At 70.2% G+C, this 21,740-nt stretch carries 19 protein-coding genes; 11 read left to right on the top strand and 8 right to left on the bottom strand.

The window, feature by feature from the left end:
- The first annotated feature begins 201 nt into the window (after positions 1-201).
- Together HMPREF1529_RS03005 and HMPREF1529_RS03000 are read left to right on the top strand one after the other, a co-directional pair.
- The gene (locus tag HMPREF1529_RS03005; RefSeq protein ID WP_036282662.1) at positions 202-921 is read left to right on the top strand and encodes a VIT1/CCC1 transporter family protein; all 720 of its coding nucleotides are present in this window, start codon (positions 202-204) and stop codon (positions 919-921) included.
- Positions 922-961: 40 nt separating this feature from the next.
- A complete protein-coding gene (locus tag HMPREF1529_RS03000; protein WP_016463632.1) occupies positions 962-1,972 on the top strand; it encodes a tocopherol cyclase family protein in 1,011 nt (336 codons plus the stop codon).
- A 113-nt stretch (positions 1,973-2,085) separates the two neighbouring features.
- Here HMPREF1529_RS03000 and HMPREF1529_RS02995 read toward each other — a convergent pair whose 3' ends face one another.
- Together HMPREF1529_RS02995 and HMPREF1529_RS02990 are read right to left on the bottom strand one after the other, a co-directional pair.
- Complete coding sequence (locus HMPREF1529_RS02995; protein ID WP_016463631.1) at positions 2,086-3,096, bottom strand: NADP-dependent oxidoreductase; 1,011 nt, start codon at positions 3,094-3,096, stop codon at positions 2,086-2,088.
- A 56-nt stretch (positions 3,097-3,152) separates the two neighbouring features.
- Complete coding sequence (locus tag HMPREF1529_RS02990) at positions 3,153-3,539, bottom strand: DUF1304 domain-containing protein (protein WP_016463630.1); 387 nt, start codon at positions 3,537-3,539, stop codon at positions 3,153-3,155.
- A 77-nt stretch (positions 3,540-3,616) separates the two neighbouring features.
- On the opposite strand from HMPREF1529_RS02990, the gene HMPREF1529_RS02985 reads away from it, so the two are divergent.
- From HMPREF1529_RS02985 to HMPREF1529_RS02965, 5 genes are all read left to right on the top strand, one after another.
- Positions 3,617-4,210, top strand: a complete 594-nt coding sequence (locus HMPREF1529_RS02985; protein WP_016463629.1) for a TetR/AcrR family transcriptional regulator — start codon at positions 3,617-3,619, stop codon at positions 4,208-4,210.
- A gap of 145 nt (positions 4,211-4,355) precedes the next feature.
- Positions 4,356-5,906, top strand: coding sequence for an APC family permease (locus tag HMPREF1529_RS02980; protein ID WP_005050626.1), 1,551 nt, complete (start codon positions 4,356-4,358; stop codon positions 5,904-5,906).
- Positions 5,907-5,959: 53 nt separating this feature from the next.
- Positions 5,960-7,186, top strand: a complete 1,227-nt coding sequence (locus HMPREF1529_RS02975) for a saccharopine dehydrogenase family protein (protein WP_005050625.1) — start codon at positions 5,960-5,962, stop codon at positions 7,184-7,186.
- Between the two features lie 43 nt (positions 7,187-7,229).
- Positions 7,230-7,925 carry an SDR family oxidoreductase gene (locus tag HMPREF1529_RS02970; protein WP_016463628.1) on the top strand — a complete coding sequence of 232 codons (696 nt, stop codon included), beginning with the start codon at positions 7,230-7,232 and terminating at the stop codon, positions 7,923-7,925.
- Complete coding sequence (locus HMPREF1529_RS02965) at positions 7,922-8,413, top strand: hypothetical protein (RefSeq protein WP_016463627.1); 492 nt, start codon at positions 7,922-7,924, stop codon at positions 8,411-8,413. The genes HMPREF1529_RS02970 and HMPREF1529_RS02965 overlap by 4 nt, the downstream gene beginning before the upstream one ends.
- Before the next feature lie 222 nt (positions 8,414-8,635).
- Here HMPREF1529_RS02965 and HMPREF1529_RS02960 read toward each other — a convergent pair whose 3' ends face one another.
- Positions 8,636-9,250, bottom strand: a complete 615-nt coding sequence (locus tag HMPREF1529_RS02960) for a sugar O-acetyltransferase (protein ID WP_016463626.1) — start codon at positions 9,248-9,250, stop codon at positions 8,636-8,638.
- A gap of 51 nt (positions 9,251-9,301) precedes the next feature.
- Between HMPREF1529_RS02960 and HMPREF1529_RS02955 the strand changes: the two genes are divergently transcribed.
- Entirely contained in the window at positions 9,302-10,816 is a 1,515-nt protein-coding gene (locus tag HMPREF1529_RS02955) for an alpha-N-arabinofuranosidase (protein ID WP_016463625.1), read from the top strand.
- Between the two features lie 73 nt (positions 10,817-10,889).
- On the opposite strand, the gene HMPREF1529_RS02950 is transcribed toward HMPREF1529_RS02955, so the two are convergent.
- From HMPREF1529_RS02950 to HMPREF1529_RS02935, 4 genes are read right to left on the bottom strand one after another with little or no spacing between them, the layout of a single operon-like run.
- Positions 10,890-13,223: a beta-glucosidase gene (locus HMPREF1529_RS02950; RefSeq protein ID WP_016463624.1), complete on the bottom strand. Its 2,334-nt coding sequence runs from the start codon at positions 13,221-13,223 to the stop codon at positions 10,890-10,892.
- 5 nt (positions 13,224-13,228) lie between these two features.
- Positions 13,229-14,137 carry a carbohydrate ABC transporter permease gene (locus HMPREF1529_RS02945; RefSeq protein ID WP_016463623.1) on the bottom strand — a complete coding sequence of 303 codons (909 nt, stop codon included), beginning with the start codon at positions 14,135-14,137 and terminating at the stop codon, positions 13,229-13,231.
- Positions 14,134-15,135, bottom strand: a complete 1,002-nt coding sequence (locus HMPREF1529_RS02940) for a carbohydrate ABC transporter permease (RefSeq protein WP_016463622.1) — start codon at positions 15,133-15,135, stop codon at positions 14,134-14,136. Before HMPREF1529_RS02940 ends, HMPREF1529_RS02945 begins: the two co-directional genes overlap by 4 nt.
- Positions 15,136-15,163: 28 nt before the next feature.
- Positions 15,164-16,453, bottom strand: a complete 1,290-nt coding sequence (locus tag HMPREF1529_RS02935; RefSeq protein ID WP_005050614.1) for an ABC transporter substrate-binding protein — start codon at positions 16,451-16,453, stop codon at positions 15,164-15,166.
- A gap of 169 nt (positions 16,454-16,622) precedes the next feature.
- Between HMPREF1529_RS02935 and HMPREF1529_RS02930 the strand changes: the two genes are divergently transcribed.
- The gene (locus tag HMPREF1529_RS02930; RefSeq protein WP_016463621.1) at positions 16,623-17,621 is read left to right on the top strand and encodes a LacI family DNA-binding transcriptional regulator; all 999 of its coding nucleotides are present in this window, start codon (positions 16,623-16,625) and stop codon (positions 17,619-17,621) included.
- Between the two features lie 18 nt (positions 17,622-17,639).
- Here HMPREF1529_RS02930 and HMPREF1529_RS02925 read toward each other — a convergent pair whose 3' ends face one another.
- A complete protein-coding gene (locus tag HMPREF1529_RS02925) occupies positions 17,640-18,836 on the bottom strand; it encodes an ROK family transcriptional regulator (protein ID WP_016463620.1) in 1,197 nt (398 codons plus the stop codon).
- A gap of 112 nt (positions 18,837-18,948) precedes the next feature.
- Here HMPREF1529_RS02925 and xylA point away from each other — a divergent pair, with 112 nt between their 5' ends.
- Together xylA and xylB are read left to right on the top strand one after the other, a co-directional pair.
- On the top strand, positions 18,949-20,136 hold the full coding sequence (gene xylA / locus HMPREF1529_RS02920) for a xylose isomerase (protein ID WP_005050611.1): 1,188 nt from the start codon (positions 18,949-18,951) through the stop codon (positions 20,134-20,136).
- 132 nt (positions 20,137-20,268) lie between these two features.
- Positions 20,269-21,567, top strand: coding sequence for a xylulokinase (gene xylB / locus HMPREF1529_RS02915; protein ID WP_016463619.1), 1,299 nt, complete (start codon positions 20,269-20,271; stop codon positions 21,565-21,567).
- Positions 21,568-21,740 lie beyond the last annotated feature (173 nt).

Below are 21,740 nucleotides of genomic sequence, written 5' to 3'. Positions count from 1 at the left end.
CCAACTCCGCAGTATCGTGCGTACTCCGCATCCATCGCCGCTGCGCGGTGCGGAGTTCGTCGCTTTCTGCGGAGTTCGTGACCGCGGTGTCGGCGTTTCAACTGGTTGCGCGCTCGATGACGGGGTGGCGGGCGGGGGATGCGGGGTTCGCTTGGGCTTGCCTTGCTGGCGCGGCCGCGGCGGGCGGCATACGGTGACGGGATGACCGACACGCAATCCTCGCATCCTGATGAGCCGCACCGCGGCGGTGTGGCGCAGCGACTGAACTGGCTGCGCGCCGGCGTGCTCGGAGCGAACGACGGCATCGTCTCCACGGCGGCGGTCGTCGTCGGCGTGGCCGGCGCGACGGCCGAGGTCATGCCGGTTCTGCTCGCCGGGTCCGCCGCCCTCGTCGGCGGGGCGATCTCCATGGCGCTGGGGGAGTACGTGTCGGTCTCCAGCCAGCGCGACAGCGAGCACGCCCTCATCGAGAAGGAGCGCAGGGAGCTCGCCGACGATCCGGAGGCCGAGTTCGTGGAACTGGTCGGTCTCTACCGTGAGCAGGGACTCAGTGAGGAGACGGCCACGCGCGTCGCGACCGAGCTGACCGCGCGCGACGCGCTCGCCGCGCACCTGTCGGCCGAGCTGAACATCGACCAGGACGACGTCGTCAGCCCCTGGCACGCCGCGTTCGCCTCGGCCGTCGCCTTCTTCGTCGGCGCCCTGCTGCCCATGGCCACGATCCTCCTGCTGCCGCATCCCGCGCGCCTCATCTGGACGTTCGTGGCGGTGCTGCTGGCCCTCGCCGTCACCGGCTATCTCGCCGCGTGGCTCGGCGGCGCCAACCGCGGCCGCGCCATCCTGCGGACGGTCATCGGCGGCGCGCTCGCGCTCGGTGCGACCTTCCTCGTCGGCACCCTCTTCGGCACCGCCGTCGGCTGACCCACCCGCGTCGACGCGCGCCCGGCGTAGGGTGAGCCGCATGCGGACTCCGATGGCGTATCTGCGCGGGGCCCGGCATCCCGAGGCCTTCCACGGCCGCGGCGCCGGACGGCCGTTCTTCGAGGGCTGGTACGTCAAGCTCGTCTCCGCCGACCGCGCGCATCGGTGGGCCGTGATCCCGGGAGTGTTCCGCGGCGATGGCCGCGGCGACATGCCGGCAGACGAGGCGTTCGTCCAGGTGCTCGACGGCGTCGGGGGTCGGGCGTGGTACCACCGCTTCGACCCCGAGGAGTTCGCGGCATCCGACCGGCGGTTCGAGGTGCGCGTGGGCGCAAACACCTTCGACTCCGAAGGAGCGACCCTCGATCTGCCCCAGCTGCGGGGGCGCATCTCGTACGCCACACCCCTCCAGCCGTGGCCGGTGACGCTTCGCGAGCCGGGAATCATGGGCTGGTACGGGCTCGTGCCGTTCATGGAGTGCTTCCACGGCGTCGTGTCGTTCGGGCACGACCTCACCGGCACGCTGCAGGTCGAGGGCGAGCAGGTCGCGTTCGACGGCGGGCGCGGCTACATCGAGAAGGACTGGGGTCAGGCGTTTCCCGCGGGGTACGTCTGGCTCGCCTCGAACCACATCGACCCGGTCGGCGGCGGGGCGGCGGATGCCTCACTCGTGGCATCCGTCGCCATCATCCCGTGGCTGCGCGGCTCGTTCCGCGGCTCGATCGTGGGGCTTCGCCACGGCGGTCGCCTGCACCGCTGGACCACCTACAACCGGTCCCGGGAGCGCAGCCTTGTCATTGACGATGACCGCGTGCGGTGGAGCATGGAGGGTCCCGACGGGCGGCTCGAACTCGAGGCCGAGCGCGTGCGCGGGGGGCTGCTGCACGCACCGCTGCGCACCGCGATGCACCAGCGCGTGGAAGAGACGCTCGATGCCCGCGTGATCATCCGGCACACGGATGCCGCGGGGCGCGTGCTCTTGGAGGGCGTCGGCGAGTGCGCGGGGCTGGAGGTCTTCGGCGACACCGCGCGCCTGCTCGCCCTGCGCTGACCCGCCCCGCTGCGGCCTCACACGCGGATCGGGGTCGCATTCCGTCGTAACCAGCCTCAGCTGGCGACAGAACGCGACCCCGATTCTGCGAGTCTGCCCGGGTGGGCGGGCGATCAGATGCGCACGAGCATCTTTCCCGTGTTGGCGCCGCGCATCATGGACAGGAAGGCATCGACGGTGTTCTCGATGCCGTCGACGATCGTCTCGTCGTAGACGATGCCGCCCTCGGCGAACCAGCCCGACATCTTCTGCTGGAACTCGGGGGCCACGTGCAGGTACGCGGCGAGCGTGAAGCCCTGCATGGTGAGGGCGCGCGTGATCATGTTCGACATGTTGTCGGGACCGGGCCGGCGCTCGGTGCTGTTGTAGCCGGTGATGGCACCACACAGAGCTGCTCGTCCGCCGTCGTTGAAGGCGTCGAGCGCCGCCTCGAGGTGGTCGCCGCCGACGTTGTCGAAGAACACGTCGATGCCGTCGGGCGCGGCCTCCGCGAGAAGTGCGCGCACATCTCCGGACTTGTAGTTGAACGCCGCGTCGTAGCCGTACTTCTCGGTCAGGAGGGCGACCTTCTCCGGCGTTCCGGCCGAGCCGATGACCCGCCCTGCGCCCAGGCGCTTGGCGATCTGGCCCACGGCGGTGCCGACGGCGCCGGCCGCGCCGGAGACGAAGACGGTGTCGCCGGGCGTGAGGTGCGCGATGGCGGTGAGTCCGACGTACGCGGTGAGCCCGGTCATACCGAGGATGTGCAGGTTCAGCGAGAGCGGCACCCCGGGAATCTCCGGGATGGCGCGGAAGGTCGCGGCATCGGCCTGGACGACGTCCGACCAGCCGTGCTGGTGCAGCACGACCGTGCCGACCGGCAGGTCGTCGGATGCCGAGGCCACCACGCGCCCGACCGCGCCGCCGGAGATGGTCTCGCCGAGCGCGTAGGGGGCGACATAGCTGCGGGTGTCGTTCATGCGACCGCGCATGTAGGGGTCGACGGAGACGAACTCGTTGCGCACGCGCACCTCGCCGGCCTGGGGGGCGCCGTACGTGACCGTCGCGACGTGGAAGTCGTCGTGCGTGGGCCACCCGACGGGGCGGGCGGCGAGCTGGATCTGAGTGCTGGTGGCGTCTGTCATTCGTTCTCCTCGTGGGATGCGGATGGGGATGGGGTCGGGTGTGCGTCGGGGGTGGGTCAGATCAGCAGGCCGATGGCGAGGGCGACGATGCCGAGCGCGGGGAGGGTGCCCTGCTTGACCGCGGCGGCGGCCTTGTCGGGGCTGGAGAGCAGCAGCACGAGCGCCGCGGCGGTCATCGAGCCGACGCCGGCGAAGACGAGGGCCGCGCCGGGAGCCGTGGCGCCGGTGGCGAAGAACACGACGCCGACGGCGACGAGGATCGCGAGGAACAGGTTGTAGAAGCCCTGGTTGTACGCCATCTCGCGCGTGGCCTGTGCGTCCGCTTCGCTCGTGCCGAAGGTGGCGCGGGCGCGCGGGCTGGTCCAGGCGAAGGACTCGAGCCAGAAGATGAACACGTGTAGGAGTGCCGCGAGGGAGGCGAGCACGAGACCGACGATGACCATGGGAATCCTCCTGTTTCTGAACTGACTGTTTCAATATATACTGAAACGACCGGTTTAGAAAGTGGGGGGTGGATGCCGTGGCCAGAAGTCGAGAGTTCGACCGCCTCGCCGTCGTGCGCGCCGCCCGGCAGTTCTTCTGGGAGCATGGGTACGAGGATGCCTCGATCGCGGGGCTCGAGAACGCGACCGGTCTGAACCGCTCCAGCATCTACAACGCGTTCGATTCGAAGCGCGGACTGTTCGACGCCGCCGTGCAGAGCTATCTCGATGAGGTCGTGCGTCCTCGCCTCGCTCCATTGCAGGCAGAACCGGTCGCCCCCGATGCGCTCGCGGGCTATCTCGACGGCCTGCACGAGGCGTTCGCTCTCGTCGGCTCGATGCCCGCCGAGCACGGGTGCCTGCTCATCAACGCGGCGGGTGCTCCCGTCGCCCGTGACGCCGAGGTGGCCCGCGTCATCGACGACTACCGCGGCGAACTGCACGACGCGATCGCGCGCGGCATCGCGGCGGCGCTGCCGGCGGCATCCGATGAGCGGCACGCACGCCTCGCCGACGCCGTCACCGGCCTCGTCGTCGCGGCGTTCGCCCTCGTGCGCCCGTCGCCGCGGGAAGCGACGCGTGCCCTCGAGACGGCGGCGGCGCTCGTGGATGCCGAGTCCGTGCGCGACTGACATGGAATAGACGCGGCGGCGACAGTCTGCTCGCAGATTCGCCCTTGTGTCACATTCGCCGGTGCACCCGGGCGTTCTAGTCTTCCCTCACCGCGTCACTGGGGACGACGGTGCACCCATGACATTGCGAGGGCGGAGAAGAGCGATGAGCGACTTCGGCAGCACCACACCGATTCATCTGGAACGCGGCGACGGCAAGGGCCTCGCCGCCGGCACACTGGGACTCTGGGGGTCGACCGTCATCGGCCTGGCCTCGACGGCCCCCGTCTACTCCCTCGTCGCGACGCTCGGCTTCGTCGTGCTCGCCGTGGGGGCCCAGGCGCCGATCGCCTTCATCATCGCGTTCGTACCGATGCTGTTCACGGCGTTCGCCTATCGCGAGCTGAACAACAAGATCCCCGACTGCGGCACGACCTTCACCTGGGGGACGAAGGCCTTCGGGCCGTGGGTGGGCTGGATGGGCGGCTGGGGCGTCGCGATCGCCGGCATGGTGGTGCTCGCCAACCTCGCCCAGATCGGCTCCATCTACTTCTGGGCGCTGTTCGGCATGAACCTGGAGAACAACGACTGGCGCATCATCTTCGTCGCCGTCCTGTTCATCGCCTCCATGACGTGGGTGAGCTGGCGCGGTGTCGAGATCGGCGAGCGCATCCAGAACGTGCTGCTCGGGGTGCAGTATCTCGCGCTCGCGATCTTCGTGGTCGCGGCGCTGTGGGAGTTCTTCGCCGGCAACGCGCCCGCGCCCACCCCGTTCGACTGGAACTGGCTGAACCCGTTCGCGTTCACCGACTATCACGGCTTCACCGAGGCGGTGCTGCTCGCCCTGTTCATCTACTGGGGCTGGGACTCGTGCCTCGCCTTGAACGAAGAAACGAAGGATCCGAAGCGGATCCCGGGCCGGGCGGCGCTGCTGACCACCGTCATCCTGCTGTTCACCTACGTCTCGGTCACCATCGCCGCCATGATGTACGCCGGCCTCGGTGAGGACGGCCCGGGCCTGGGCAACCCCGACAACGCCGACGACTTCTTCCTCGCGATCAAAGACGGCCTGCTCGGCCCGTGGGGCTGGCTGCTGGTGGTCGCCGTGCTGATCTCCGCGGTCTCCTCCACGCAGACGACCATCCTGCCGACCGCCCGCGGCACGCTCGCGATGGGTGTCTATCGGGCCTTGCCCGCGCGATTCAAGGACGTGCACCCCGTGTACAAGACGCCGTCGTTCTCCACGATCGTCGGCGGCACCGTGGCGATCTGCTACTACCTCGGGATGACGCTGATCAGCGACAACATCCTGCAGGACTCGATCTCCTCCCTCGGGCTCGCGATCGCGTTCTACTACGCGATCACCGGGTACGCGTGCGTCTGGTACTTCCGTCGCGACCTCGGCAACTCCGCGCGCGAGCTCTGGGTCAAGGGCATCTTCCCGCTGCTGGGCGCCCTCATGCTGACCTTCGCCTTCGTGCAGTCGGCCATCGACATGTTCGACGTCGACTACGGCAACACGGTGCTGCTCGGCATCGGCGGGACCTTCGTTGTCGGCATCGGGGCGTTGCTTGTCGGCGTCGTGCTGATGTTCGTCTGGTACCTGTTCCCGCGTTCGAAGCCGTTCTTCCAAGGACGCGCCCTGAACCGGGAGACCCCGGTGCTCGTGCCCGAGGAGCCCGGCGACATCATCCGCTCCATCGACGGCGGCATCTGACAGCGCCGCCGCCCCTCGGCATCCCCACCTCCCCCTGATCGACAAGGAACCCCATGCGTATCCTCATCGTCGGCGCCGGTGGCGTCGGCTCGGCCGCCGTCCGCATCGCCGTCCGCCGCGACTTCTTCGAAAAGCTCGTCGTGGCCGACTACGACCCGACCCGCCCGCAGGCGCTCGTCGACGAGGTGGCCGATCCCCGCGTGGAGGCAGCTCAGGTCGATGCGTCCCGCGCCGATGCGGTGGCGGGGCTGATCGAGGCGCACGGCATCACCCATGTGCTCAACGCGGTCGACCCCCGCTTCGTCATGCCGATCTTCGACGGTGCACTGGCCGCCGGCGCCACCTACCTCGACATGGCGATGAGCCTGTCGACGCCCCACCCGGAGCAGCCGCACGCGCTGCCGGGCGTCAAGCTCGGCGACGAGCAGTTCGCCAAGGACGGGCAGTGGAAGGATGCTGGACAGCTCGCCCTCGTCGGCATCGGCGTCGAACCGGGACTCTCGGACGTCTTCGCGCGCTACGCCGAAGACCACCTGTTCAGCGAGATCGACGAGCTCGGTGTGCGCGACGGGGCGAACCTCGTCGTGGCCGGTTACGACTTCGCGCCGTCGTTCTCGATCTGGACGACGATCGAGGAGTGCCTCAACCCGCCGGTCATCTACGAGAAGGACCGCGGCTGGTACACGACGGAGCCGTTCAGCGAGCCGGAGGTGTTCGACTTCCCCGACGGTATCGGGCCGGTGGAGTGCGTCAACGTCGAGCATGAGGAGGTACTGCTCATGCCGCGCTGGACGAAAGCGAAGCGCGTCACGTTCAAGTACGGCCTGGGAGACGAGTTCATCGGTGTGCTGAAGACCCTCCACAAGCTCGGCCTGGACAGCACCGCGAAGGTCAACGTCAAGGGCGTGGAGGTCTCGCCGCGCGACGTGGTCGCCGCGTGCCTTCCCGACCCCGCGACCATCGGCGACAAGATGAGCGGCAAGACGTGCGCCGGCGTGTGGGTGACGGGCACGGGCATCGACGGCCGGCCGCGCTCGACGTACCTGTACCACGTGGCCGACAATGACGAGACCATGCGCGAGTACGGTTCGCAGGCGGTCGTCTGGCAGACCGCCATCAACCCCGTGATCGCGCTCGAGCTGCTCGCGACGGGAGTCTGGACCGGTACCGGCGTGCTCGGTCCCGAGGCCTTCGACGCGAAGCCGTTCCTCGACCTGCTCGCCGCGCCCGCGCCCGCCGGCTACGGCTCGCCGTGGGGCATGGAGGACAAGCCCGTCTGAGGCACCGCGGGCGCGCGGGCGCTCGCGGTGGAAGGATGGTCAGATGGCCACCCACGTGATCACCGGAGCGGGCTCCGGCATCGGAAACCTGATCGCTGAGCGCCTCGCGGGGCGCGGCGACCGTCTCGTGCTCGTCGTGCGCGATGCCGCCCGCGCCGACGATGTGGCGCACGCGTTCCCCGGCAGCGTCACGGTGGTCGCCGACCTCGCGCATCCCGCGACGATCGCGGACGCGGTGCAGGATGCCGACGGCGTCCCCGACCGGATCGACAGCGTCATCCATGCCGCGGGCATCGTCGAGCTCGGCCGCGTGGGCGACCTGCCGGTGTCGGCCTGGGAGAGTCAGCTGGCCGTGAACCTCACCGCACCCGCCGAGCTCACCCGGCTGCTGCTGCCGCGGCTGCGTGCGGCTCGCGGGCAGGTGGTGTTCGTCAACTCCGGTGCCGGTCTCACGGCGCATCCCCGCTGGGCGGCGTACGCGGCATCCAAGCATGGGCTGAAGGCCCTCGCCGATGCCCTCCGCGGCGAGGAAGCCGAGCACGGCGTGCGCGTGACGACCGTGTATCCCGGCCGTACCGCCACCCCGATGCAGGCCGAGGTGCACGCGCAGGAGGGGGCGGCCTACGACCCCGACCGCTGGATCCACCCGGCGTCGGTGGTCACAGCCGTGCTCACGGCGCTCGATCTTCCGCGTGACGCGGTCATCAGCGACCTGACCGTGCGCCCCGGCCCGCGATGACCGACGAGCTCGCCGCCGGCGCCGACCTGCTCGACACCGTGCTCGCCGACGCCCGCCGGCGTCTGGCGGGATCGCCGCGCGAACGTCTGGGTGACTGGGCCCACAGCCGGCGGCTGCTCGGCTTCGGGCGCGCTCCGCGGATCGTGCCGGTCGGCGAGGCGTGGCACGTCGGCGTGCTCCTCATCGCGGATGCCGAGGTGTACGCCACCGGTGAGATCCTCCGCGCCCGCGCCGAGGCGGTCCGCGGCTACACGGCGGAGGCGCAGCGCGCCCGTTCGGAGCGTGCGGCCGCGGCGGCGCGTGGCGGGTTCGTCGACGGCGAGGTGCTGCACCTGGGTGCGGCGGAGATCGACCTCGACGCGGTGCGCCGCGGTGCCGTGTCGGGGCCGCTGGCGCTGGTCGACGGCATCCCGCTGGTCACGTGGACCGCGGCCGGTGCGCGACGGCCGCTGGCCAACTACCTCGACGACCAGCTCTCGTTGCGCTGACGCGGCGGGGCGGGGCGGGGCGGCGGCGGGTGCTCGCCGCCGGATCGGTGTCACGTTCTGCGCTCACACCGGCAGGGATGTCGCGGTTCGCGCCCCCGATTTCTGGGGGTTGCGGAATCGGTGTCGCGTGCGGTGGGTTCTGAGGCGGCGAGTGCGCGGATGGCGACACCTCTTCGGGGTGCGGCGGGGCGCGGCGATCGCGCCGGGCGGGATGCCGCGACCTCAGCGCTCGGCGCGGATCGCGCGGACCACGCGGCACGGGTTGCCGACCGCGACCACGCCGGCGGGGATGTCGCGGGTGACGACCGATCCGGCGCCGATGATGCTGTCGCTGCCGATCGTCACACCCGGCAGGATCGTGACCGATCCGCCGAGCCAGACGTTGTCGCCGATCGTGACGGCCGATGCGCGCTCCCAGCCCTCGCGGCGCAGAGCCGGGTCTTCGGCGTGGTTGGGGGTGTAGATGCTGCACCGCGGGCCGATGAGGCAGTCGGCGCCGATCGTGATGTAGCCGCCGCCCACGACGAGGAAGTCCTTGTTGATGAAGGTGCGCTCGCCGATCGTCAGGCCGACGCCGTAGTCGAGGTTGAGGGGCGGGCGGAAGTCGATGCCGTCGCCCGCGCCCGGGACCAGCTCGTGGAACAGGCGCAGGGCCTCGGCCGGATCGTCGAAGAAGATGCGGTTGATGTGCGCGCACATCGACTGCGCGCGCCAGGTGAGATCGGGCAGGGATGCCGAGGCGCGGTAGCGGATCCCGTCGCCGGCGAACAGCGCGCGAACGTCGTCATCCTGGTCGATCAAGGCGGCGAGATCCATATTTGTTGTCATATGAAACATATTAGTGGAAGGATGAGAGGGCGGCGGAGCAGCCGCAGAACGGGAGCCCTCATGACCATCGCTCGCGCCGCCGTCGACCTCGACGTCACGGGTCCGCAGATCAGCCGTCACCTCTACGGGCACTTCGCCGAGCACCTCGGGCGGTGCATCTACGGCGGCTTCTGGGTGGGGGAGCACTCGCCGATCCCGAACGAGCGCGGCATCCGCCTCGACGTCGTCGACGCCCTCCGCCGCCTCCACGTCCCGAACCTGCGCTGGCCTGGCGGATGCTTCGCCGACGAGTACCACTGGCGCGACGGGATCGGTCCGCGCGATGAGCGCCCGACGATGGTCAACACCAACTGGGGGGATGTCGTCGAGAACAACGCCTTCGGCACGCACGAGTTCATGGACCTCTGCGACATGCTCGGCGCCGAGCCCTACGTCAACGGCAACGTCGGCAGCGGCACCGTGCAGGAGATGAGCGAGTGGGTCGAATATCTCACCCGTTCCGGCGACAGCCCCATGGCGCGCCTGCGCCGTGCGAACGGTCGCGACGAGCCGTGGCGGGTGCCGTTCTGGGGTCTCGGCAACGAGGCCTGGGGATGCGGGGGCCACATGACGCCGGAGTACTACACCTCGCTCGCCCGGCGCTACGCGACCTTCTGCAGGGAGCACGACGGCAACACCCTCACCCGCATCGCGGCCGGCGCCGCCGACGACGACGTGCGCTGGACGCACGCGCTCATGGCATCGGCGATGTCGACGAACGCCCCCGACCCGCAGCGCTCGCCGTTCCAGGCGATCTCGTTCCACTACTACACGCACGCCGGCACCGGCATCCAGAAGGAGTCGGCGACGGCGTTCTCGCGCGACGAATACGTACGCACGATCGGCAAGGCCTACGAGATCGAGCGCGTGATCCGCGCGCACGAAGCCGTCATGGACGCCTACGACCCCGAGCGCACCATCGACCTCGTCTGCGATGAATGGGGCACCTGGTGGAGCGTGGAGCCGGGGACCAACCCCGGCTTCCTCTTCCAGCAGAACACGGTGCGCGATGCGCTGGTCGCCGGCATCCACTTCGACGTGTTCCACCGCCACGCCGCGCGGCTGCGCATGGCGAACATCGCTCAGACGCTCAATGTGCTGCAGGCGATGATCCTGACCGACGACGATGGCGGCCTCGTGCTGACTCCGACCTACCACGTGTACGAGATGAACGTGGGGCACCATGACGCGATGGCGCTGCCGGCGCACGTCGTGAGCACGCCCGCCGTCGGTATCGACGATGCGCAGCTGCCGGCGCTGTCGCTCTCGGCATCCACGAAGGACGGCGCCGTGCTCGTCTCGCTCACGCACGTCGGCGTCGACGACGCGCTACCCGTCGAGATCGACCTCCGCGGTCGCAACGCCAGGGTCGTGCGCGCCCGCGTGCTGACCGGACCGGATGCCGCGGCGCACAACACCCCGCAGGCGCCCGACACGGTGCGCCCGGTGCCGTTGGAGGCCACGGTGGAGGCGGGTGTCCTGCGCGTCGATCTGCCGCCGCACGCCTTCGCGACCGTCGAGCTCGCTCTCGACTGACCGCACGGAAAAACGGCCCGCCCCGGGAAAGGGGCGGGCCGTCTGATCGAGTGGCGGAAGAGGCGAAAGACCGCTACTCGACGTGTGTCCCCACGATGCGGGCATCGGCGGCCGTGACCGGGTGCACGTCTCCGGTGAGGGTGACGGTTGCGACGCTCTCGCGGTCGGCCACCGACTCCCCGACCCAGAGATCGACGCGGCCGGGCTCGACGATGCGGATGCCGCGCCGGTCGGTGAACGCCAGGCGTGCGGTCGGAACCTCTAAGTGCACGCGCGCGCTCGCTCCCGCCGCGAGCGTGACCCGGGCGTATCCGAGCAGCTGGGCGACCGGTCGGACGACGCTGGCGTGCACGTCGTGCGCGTACAGCTGCACGATCTCGGTGCCGGGGCGGGAGCCGGTGTTGGTCACCGTGACGCTCACCGGCAGAACGCCGCCGGCATCGACCTCGGCCGGCGCCGACAGGTCGGTACGGGTGAACGTCGTGTAGCCGAGTCCGAACCCGAACGGACGCACCGGCGCGCTGTCGGCGCTGGTCACATCGCTGTTGCCGCCCAGGATCGGATGCAGGTACGAGAACGGCTGTGCGCCGGCCGAACGCGGCAGCGAGACGGGCAGTCGGCCCGAGGGTGAGACCGCTCCGGACAGCATCCGCGCGATCGCCACTCCGCCCTCCTCGCCCGGGAAGAACGCCTGCACCACCGCTCGTGGCCGCGCGTCGGCGTCTGCATCCAGAGCCCACGCGAGGGCGTAGGGCCGCCCGGTCACGACGACCAGGACGACCGGCGTGCCCGTGGCGACCACGGCGTCGACGAGCTCTCGCTGCACGCCCGGCAGCTCCAGGCTCTCTGCGTCGTTGCCCTCGCCCACGGTGCCGCGTCCGAACAGGCCGGCGCGATCGCCGACGACGACGATCGCCGCGTCGGCGGACGCCGCGGCATCCACCGCCGCGCCGAAGCACGAGCGGTCGTCGCCCTCGACCTCGCAGCCCGCGACGGAGACGATCGCGGCGTCGGGCAGCTCTGCGCGCAGCGCCTCGGCGACCGTCGGGATCGCGAAGCCGTACGGTGTTCCCGGGTGATGGGCCAGCACGTGGTTGGCGAACGAGTAGCAGCCCATCAACGCCGAGGCGTCGTGGCCGTTCGGGCCGATCACCGCGATGCGTGCCGGACCGGCCGTGCCGGTGGCCAGCGGCAGCGTGCCGTCGTTCGACAGCAGCACGAGCGAGCGCTCCGCGAGCTCGCGCGCGACCTCACGGTGCGCCGGCGAGTCGAGGTCGATCGCGGTCGGAGGTTCGCTCTCGTCGGGATCGAGCAGACCCAGCTCCTCCTTCTGCGCGAGCACGCGGGCAAGCGCCCGATCGACGAGCGCCTCGTCGATGCGGCCGTCGCGCAGCCCGGCGAGCAAGGGCGCGGCGTAGGCGTCGCCGCTGGGCAGCTCGACGTCGATGCCGGCGGTCAGCGCCAGGCGTGCCGCCTCGGTACGGTCGGCGGCGACGGCGTGCATCGTCTCGAGGAAGGCGATCGCGAAGTAGTCCGAGACGACCACGCCGTCGAAGCCCCACGTTCCGCGCAGCAGGTCGGTCAGCAGCCGCGGGTCCGAGGCCACCGGAACGCCGTCGATGTCGGTGTAGGAGTTCATCACCGAGCGTGCGCCGCCGTCGCGCACCGCCATCTCGAACGGCGGCAGGAACACGTCGGCCAGCTCTCGCGGACCGGCGTGGACGGGCGCGTGGTTGCGGCCCGCCTGCGAGGCCGAGTAGCCGACGAAGTGCTTCAGGGTCGCGTGCACCCCGGCATCCTGGATGCCGCGCACGTAGGCGGTGGCGATCGTCGCCACCGCGTAGGGATCCTCCGAGATGCACTCGTCGACACGCCCCCAGCGGGGATCGCGGATGACATCGAGCACGGGGGCGAGGGTCTGGTGCGCGCCGAGTTCTCGCATCGATTCGCCGATGAGACGTCCCATCCTCTCGACGAGCTCGGGGTCGAACGCCGCGCCCCACGCCAGGGGCGTCGGGAACGTCGCCGCTCTCCAGGCCGCGAGCCCCGTCAGCGACTCCTCGTGAACGATCGCGCGAATGCCGTGACCGGATGCCGCGGCGAGACGGCGCTGCTCGTTCCACAGCCAGGCCGCGCGTTCCGCGGCATCCACGGGCCTCGTGCCGTAGACGCGCGTGAGGTGGCCGAGGCCGTGTGCCGACGCCTGCTCGTAGCGGTCGGAGGGCGTCGCTTCGCCGGCCAGCATCTCGCCGGCCATCGGCGCGACCACCTCGTCGCCCTGGTCGACCCAGAAACCGGTCAGCTGCGCCACCTTCTGCTCGACGGTCATCGCGGCCATGAGCGCGGCCACCCGGGGGGAGACCGGCTCGGCGAGCGGCTGGTGGAGGGGGGAATCGGAGATCGTCATACGGATCAGCCCTTCACGGCGCCCGTGAGGCCGCCGACGATGCGACGCTCGAACAGGCTGAAGAACAGCAGTGCGGGGAGCATCGACAGTGAGGTGAAAGCCAGCACCTTGGCGGTGTCGACCGAGTACTGGGAGGAGAAGGCCTGCACGCCCAGAGGCAGCGTGAAGCTCGCCTCGTTGTTGAGGATAAACAGGGGGAGCAGGTAGCTGTTCCAGCTGCCGATGAACGCGAGGATGCCGACCGTGATGACGCCGGGCACCGACAAGGGCAGTACCATCCGCCAGAAGAAGCCCAATCGACTGCAGCCGTCGATGAACGCGGCTTCCTGGATCTCGTCCGGGATCGCCCGCAGGAACGGCACGAGGATGATGATCGTCGTCGGCAGCGCGAACGCGATCTGCGGCAGGATGATGCCCGCGAGGGAGTTCATCAGCCCGAGGTTGCGGATGACGATGTACAGCGGCGTGATCGCGACGGTGATCGGGAACATGAGTCCCGCCGCGAACAGGGCGTAGAGCACGCCGCGGCCCCGGAACGGGTAGCGGGCGATGACGTAGCTCGCCATCATGCCCAGGGCGACCACGCCCGCCGTGGTCGCGGTGGCGGCGATGACCGAGTTGAGCACCTGGCGCCAGAACTGCGGGCCGGTGAGCACGTTGAGGTAGTTCTGCGCGTTCCACGGATCCGGCCAGCCGGCAGGGTCGACCGTGATCTGCGAGTTGCTGCGGAAGCCGCCGATGATGATGTACAGCACGGGCGCGAGCATCAGCGCGATGACGACGAGTGCGATGAAGTAGACGAGGGGGCTGCCCCAGGGCAGGCGCTCCTTCGCACGGCGCGGACCGCGGCTGTGGCGGCTCGCAGTGGCCAGAGTGGCGGTGGAGGCGGGGGTGTCGACGGTGAGCGCGCTCATCGGGTCTTCTTCCCTTCGGTGATGGCGCCGGCCGCGTCGCGACGCAGGACGAAGCGCTGGTAGATCAGGGCGACGATGAGTGAGATGGCGAAGATGACGACGGCGACGGCGTTGCCGAAGCCGAAGTTGCCGGCGTTGCGGCCGTTGACGACCATGTAGGTCGCCATCGTGGAGGTGCCTGCGGTCGAGGCCACGTACTGGCCCCAGATGATGTAGACGAGGTCGAACAGCTGGAGCGCTCCGATGATCGACAGGAACGCCCAGATGCGCAGCGTCGGCGCCAGCAGCGGCAGCGTGATGCGCCAGTGCGTCTGCCAGTACCCGGCGCCGTCGAGGGCCGCGGCCTCGTACAGCTCCTCGGGGATGCCCTGGAGCCCCGCGAGGAAGAGGATCACGGCGAACCCGACGTACTTCCAGGTCAGGATGGCCATCAGTGTCCAGATGGCGATCGACGGATCGGCGATCCAGTCGTGCGCGAATGCGCCGAGCCCCCAGCTCTCCAGCAGCCCGTTCAGGGCGCCCTGCGTCTGGAGCGTGAGGCTGAAGCCGGTGCCGACGACGACCTCGGCGATGACGTAGGGGACGAAGATCAGCACGCGGATGAGGGACTGTCCCCGCATCCGGCGGTTCAGCAGCAGGGCCAGCAGCACGGCGACCGGCCCCTGCAGCACGATCGAGGCGATCACGATGAACCCGTTGTGGCCGAGGGCCTCGATGAAGGTCGGGTCGGTGAGGATCGTCAGGTAGTTCTGGAGTCCGACGAAGTCGGTGGGCGTGCCGTAGCCCTGCCACCGGAAGAAGCCGTAGTACGCCGCCATCGCCACGGGGAAGATGACGAAGCCGAGGAACATGAGCAGCGCGGGGCCGACGAGCACCGCGATCTCGAATCTCCCGGCCCAGCCCAGCCCACGGGGACGGCGGCGCGGCGTGGACGGGGGCGGCGTGACGCCGCCCCCGTCGTGCTGCGCGAGATCCGTCTCCGGGTCGGTGACGGCCACGGAGCTCTCGCGAAGGGACACGATCCGATCAGCCCTTCTTGGCCGCGTCGGTGACCGACTGGATCATCTGCTGCGGGTTGCTCTTGCCGGCCAGCAGATCCACGACGGCGACGTTCAGCGCGTTGCCGACGTTCTGGCCGAGGACGGTGTCGAGCCACTGCGAGACGAACGGCGCCTTGTTGTAGGCGGCGAGCACGTCCTTCAGGTACGTCTCCTTCACCGCCTCCTGCGCGGTCTTGTTGACGGGCGGGGCGCTGAAGGCTGCGTAGTACGCCTTCTGCTGGTCGGCCGAGGCGATGAAGTTGAGGAAGTCGGCGCACTCCTTCGGTGCCTTCACCGAGCAGGAGTAGCCGTCGACGCCTCCCATCATCGATCCGGGCTCGCCCTGACCGCCGGAGACCTCGGGGAAGGGGAACCATGCGAGGTCGGGGAGGGGCTTCTCGTCGGGGGTGAGCGAGGCGATCACACCCGGGTCCCATGCACCCATGAGCTCCATCGCGGCCTGGTGGTTGGCGACGAGGCCGGCGGAGCTGCCGGCGCCCTGCTGGGCGGAGGTCGTGAGGAAGCCCTCGTTGAACGGCTTCGTCGCAGCGAAGTCGTTGAGGTCCTCCGCGGCCTTCAGCCAGCAGCCGTCGCTGAAGTCCTTCGAGTCCCCGGTCTTCTCGATGGTCTGCGGGCTGCACTCGCGCAGTGCGAAGTTGTAGTACCAGTGCGCCGCGGGCCACGCGTCCTTCGCGCCGAGCGCGATGGGCGCAACGCCGGCGGACTTCAGCTTGCCGACGACCGACTCCAGGTCGCTGATCGTGGTCGGCGGCGTGGTGATGCCCGCCTTCGTGAACAGGTCGGAGCTGTACCAGAAGCCGCTCGGCAGCACCGCCAGCGGCATGGCCCACACCTTGTCCTGGTAGGTCTCGGCCTTGAAGGAGCCTTCGGAGATCTCCGACTTGGCGGTGTCGCCGATCTTGTCGGTGAGGTCCATCAGCTGGCCCGCCTGCACCATGGCGGCGAGCTTGCCGCCGCCGCGCTGCAGGAAGATGTCGGGGGCGTCGCCCGCGTTCAGGGCGGTCTGCAGCTTGCCGTCCATGTCTTCGTTCTGCACGGACTGCATCGTGATGGTGACGTTCGGGTTCTCCTTCTCGAAGGCCGCGATCGCGTCCTTCCAGAACTGCTGTCCGGGACCGGTGGTCGAGTTCTGCCAGAGCGTCATCTCGACCTTGCCGTCGGCGTTGGTCCCGCCGGATCCGCCGCTGCAGGCGCTCAGACCGAGCGTGCCCGCGACCAGGAGCACCGCTCCGGTCAGGATCTTGTTCGCCTTCATGTGATTCCTGTCCTCCTCATTGAGCCTCACCCCGGTCGTTCGGGGCACGGAGCATTCCGGTGAACGGGTTCGGGCCGGAATGTGCACCAGTGTGTCCATTTGTTGTCAACAACGTCAAACGTTTTCAAAAACCTTTTCAATAACGTTTCCGTCCCCGTAGGATCGCCCCGTGAATCGCCGAGCCACCATCCATGACGTCGCCGCCGCTGCCGGAGTGTCGGTCGCCACGGTGTCCAAAGCGGTCAACGGGCGCTACGGCGTCGCCAGCGCGACGGTGTCGCGCGTGCTGGATGCCGTGGCCGAGCTCGGCTACGAGTCGAGCCTCGTCGCGAGCAGCATGCGCTCCCGCCGAACGGGGGTCGTCGGCGTGCTCGTCTCGGACTTCGAGCCGTTCAGCGCGGAGGTGCTGAAGGGCGTCGGTGCGGCCCTCAGCAGCCACCGCTACGATCTGCTCGCGTACGCGGGTGCGCGCGACAGCGATCCGCAGGGGTGGGAACGTCGCTCGCTCAGTCGGCTCAGCGGCACACTCATCGATGCCGCCATCATGGTCACCCCCACGGTCGTCGGCGTCAACGCCGACGTGCCGATCGTCGCGGTCGACCCGCACGCCGGTCGCGTCGACATTCCCTCGGTCGAATCCGACAGCCTCGCCGGAGGCTTCGAGGCGACGACGCACCTCCTCGAACTCGGGCACCGGCGCATCGGGTTCCTCGCGGGGCGTCCCGAGCTGCGCTCGTCGGAGATGCGCGAGGCGGGCTACCGCCGCGCGCTGCGCCATGCCGGCATCCGCTTCGACCCCGCCCTCGTGGCCGTGGGGATGTACGACCCCGACACGGTCCGGGTCGTCGGGCGTGCGCTGTTGCAGCAGTCGGACCGGCCCACCGCCGTCTTCGCCGCGAACGACCGCACGGCGCTCGGGCTGATCGAAGTGGCGGGGGAGCTGGGACTGGACGTGCCGGGCGATCTGTCGGTCATCGGCTTCGACGACATCCCCGAGGCTTTCCTCACGGCGCGTCCGCTCAGCACGGTGCGCCAGCCCATCCAGCGCCTCGGCGCCGAAGCCGCGCGGATGCTGGTCACGATGCTCGGCGGGGGCACGCCCGAGGCCACGCACCTCGTTCTTCCCACGAGGCTCATCCCGCGCGCCACCACCGCGCCGCTGCGCTGAGCGCGCGGATGCCGGAGGTCAGCCCGCGTCGGGCAGTGCGCCAGGCAGTGCGTCGAGCGGGTCGGTGAGCAGCGCGTCGAAGGCGATCTCGGCGGCGCCGACGAGCAGCCGGTCGGGTCCGAGGCCGGCCGCGCGCAGCTGCAGGTCTTCGACGTTCATAGCCATGGCCTGCGCGCGCACGGCGCTCTGGAGGGCCTCGGCATCCTGATCCAGGATCGTTGCGAGGAAGCCGCCGAGGATGACGATCGACGGGTTGAGCACGTTCACCGCGTTCGCCAGCGCCGTCGCGAGGATGCGGCGCTGGCGTTCGACCTCGGCCGCCACCTCGACGCTCCCGGAGGTGCGGATCGCCTCTTCGAGTGTGGGTTCGTCGGCGCTGTGCAGCCCCACGACGGCGAGCAGCCGCGAGCGGCTCACCTCGTCTTCCAGAGTGCCCTGCGCGCCCGAGCGTCGATCGGCCGGCTGGGCGATGCCCGGGCGGTTCTGACCGAGCTCGCCGGCGTAGCCGCCCGCACCGCGCACGAGGTGGCCGCCGATCACGAGTCCACCGCCGATGCCGCTCGCGCCGCCGTTGACGTAGATCAGATCGGCGACGCCGCGACCGGCGCCGTAGCGGCTCTCGGCGAGGGCGCCGAGAGTCGCGTCGTTGTCGATCGCCGTCGGCAGGCCCGTGGCGCGCGCGAGCTCGTCGCGCAGGGGCGCGTCGGTCCAGTCGAGGTGCGGGGCGCGGCGCACGAGTCCGTCGGCGGCGCGCACCAGCCCGGGCACCGCGATGCCGGTGCCGACGATGCGATGCGATGCGAGCGCGTCCGCACGCCAGCGTTCGACGACCTCCACGGTGAGGGCGGCGGCTTCGTCGGGGGTGAGCAGTCCCGTCAGCTCGATGCGCTCGCGGCAGACGATTGCGCGGTCGAGTCCGATGGCGGCAACGGTGAGGGCGTCGACCTCGGGGTTGACCGCGATGGCGACGACGTCCGCGGCGGCCGCGACCGACGGCGAGGGGCGCCCCACCCGCCGGTGCATCTCGGGGGCGCCCTCGTTGGCGAGTCCCGCCGTCACCAGGTCGGCGACGAGCGCGCCGACCGTCGAGCGATTCAGCCCGGTCATCTCGGTGAGGGCGGCGCGGGACAGGGGGCCGTCTTCGTGTACGAGTCGCAGGACGCGGGACAGGTTGGCGCGCCGAACGCCCTCGACGGTTCCCTCTGCGCGTGCCACGCGTCCACCCTAGAGGCGCGGATGCCGGGCGACGCGGTGGACGACGGGTGCGTCGTGGTATAGGTTGCTGTCAACAACAAACCTCCCGCCCGGGAGCCCGCGAAGGAGCGTCATGACCACCCCGACCCCCGCCGACAAGTTCACCTTCGGTCTCTGGACCATCGGCTACAACGGCACCGACCCGTTCGGCGGCCCGACCCGTCCGCCGCTCGACGTCGTGCACGCGGTCGAGAAGCTCGCCGAGCTGGGGGCGTACGGCCTCACCTTCCACGACGACGACCTCTTCCCCTTCGGCTCCAGCGACACCGATCGCCAGCACCAGATCGACCGTCTCAAGGGTGCGCTGGAGGCCACGGGTCTGAAGGTTCCGATGGTCACGACCAACCTCTTCAGCGCGCCCGTCTTCAAGGACGGCGGCTTCACCTCGAACGACCGTGACGTGCGCCGCTTCGCCATCCGCAAGGTGCTGCGTCAGATCGACCTGGGCGCCGAGCTGGGCGCCCAGACCTTCGTCATGTGGGGCGGGCGTGAGGGCGCCGAGTACGACGCGGCGAAGGACATCCGCCAGGCACTGGAGCGCTACCGCGAGGCCGTGAACTTCCTCGGCGACTACGTCGTGAGCAAGGGCTACGACATCCGCTTCGCGATCGAGCCCAAGCCCAACGAGCCGCGCGGCGACATCCTGTTGCCGACCGTCGGGCACGCCCTCGCGTTCATCGACTCGCTCGAGCGTCCTGAGCTCGTCGGCTTGAACCCCGAGGTGGGCCACGAGCAGATGGCCGGGCTCAACTTCGCCGCGGGCATCGCGCAGGCGCTCTACCACGGCAAGCTCTTCCACATCGACCTCAACGGTCAGCGCGGCATCAAGTACGACCAGGACCTCGTCTTCGGTCACGGCGACCTTCACAACGCGTTCGCGCTCGTCGACCTGCTCGAGAACGGCGGCCCCGGCGGTGGGCAGTCCTACGAGGGCCCGCGCCACTTCGACTACAAGCCCTCGCGCACCGAGGACGAGACGGGCGTCTGGGACTCGGCAGCCGCCAACATGCGCACCTACCTGCTGCTGAAGGAGCGCGCGGCCGCCTTCCGCGCCGATCCGGAGGTGCAGGAGGCACTCGCCGCCGCGCGCGTCGCCGAGCTGACACAGCCGACATTCGCCGAGGGTGAGAGCTACGACGACTTCGTGGCCGACCGCTCCGCCTACGAGGACTTCGACACCGACGCGTACCTCGGGGGCAAGGGCTTCGGCTTCGTCCGCCTGCAGCAGCTGGCCACCGAGCACCTGCTCGGCGCGCGCTGAGCCCGGCATCCGTTCGACCGTCCACCCGCGAGACACCACGTCCGCGCGGAGACACCCGCCGCACGTCGGTGTCTCGGCGCGGATACGGTGTCTCGCTGGGTGGTGACGGTCCACCGAGGAGAGGATGCCGATATGGCACTCGTGATGGGCGTCGACTCGTCGACGCAGTCCTGCAAGGTCGTGATCGTCGACGCGGCGACCGGCCGGATCGTGCGGTCGGGGCGCGCGACGCACCCTGACGGCACGAGCGTCGACCCCGAGGCGTGGTGGAGCGCGCTGCAGACGGCGATCGCGGATGCCGGGGGCATCGACGACGTGGAGGCGTGGGCGATCGGCGGGCAGCAGCACGGCATGGTCGCGCTCGATGCGCGCGGCCTCGTCGTCCGCGACGCCCTGTTGTGGAACGACACGCGCTCGGCCGGCGCCGCCGCCGATCTCATCGCCGAGTTCGGCGCCGACGAGCTGGCCCGACGTACCGGCCTTGTGCCCGTGGCGTCTTTCACGATCACCAAGCTCCGGTGGCTGCGCGACGCCGAACCCGACCACGCCGCGGCCGTGGCCGCCGTCGCCTTGCCGCACGACTGGCTGACCTGGCGCCTGCGCGGGTTCGGGCCCGTGGCTGAGGGCACCGCGGCGTTCGACGAGCTGATCACCGACCGTTCCGACGCCTCCGGCACGGGCTACTGGAACCCCGCGACAGGCGCCTACGATCGCGATCTGCTCGTCGCCGCGCTCGGCCACGACGCCGCGCTGCCGCGGGTGCTCGGACCTCTCGAGTCGGTCACGGATGCCGACGGCCGCCGCGTCGGCGCGGGCGCGGGCGACAACGCGGCGGCGGCGTTCGGGGTGGGCGCGACGGTCGGCGACGTCGTCGTCTCGATCGGGACCAGCGGCACCGTGTTCGCGGTCAGTGCGGAGCGCACGATCGACCCCACCGGCACCGTCGCGGGCTTCGCGGATGCCGACGGCCACTTCCTCCCGCTGGTGGCGACGCTCAACGCGGCGCGGGTGCTCGATGTGACGACACGGCTCCTCGCTGTCGATCACGATGAGCTGAGCGCGCTCGCTCTCGCCGCTCCCGCCGGAGCCGCCGGTCTGCGGTTGCTGCCCTACTTCGAGGGGGAGCGCACGCCCAACCTGCCCGATGCGACCGCGGAGCTGACGGGGATGACGCTCGCCGCCACCACCCGCGAGAACCTCGCCCGCGCGGCGGTGGAGGGCATGCTGCGAGGACTCGCGGCCGGCCTGGATGCCATCCGCGGGCTCGGTGTGCCGATCGAACGGGCGCTGCTGGTCGGCGGCGGCGCGCAGTCCGAGGCGGTGCGGCGCATCGCCCCCGACGTCCTCGGCGTGCCGGTGGACGTGCCCGCGGCGGGCGAGTACGTCGCGCTCGGGGCCGCTCGCCAGGCGGCCCGCATCCTCGCCGCCTGACGGCATCCCGCACCGCCGGCGTCCTGCAGCCAGCGAGAAACCATCCCGGCCGCGAGACATCACGTCTGCACGTGTTTCTCGCTCCGAAGCTGGTTTCTCGCGGGGTGCCGCGGCGTATAGCAACTCAGCGCGCCCGCGTCCAGACCCACCGTCCCACACCCCGACGAGTGGGT

It is taken from the genome of Microbacterium sp. oral taxon 186 str. F0373 (genome assembly GCF_000411455.1).
Classification (GTDB): domain Bacteria; phylum Actinomycetota; class Actinomycetes; order Actinomycetales; family Microbacteriaceae; genus Microbacterium.
The sequence above is the reverse complement of the archived record's forward strand: the minus strand, read 5'-3'. Positions and strand labels throughout refer to the sequence as shown.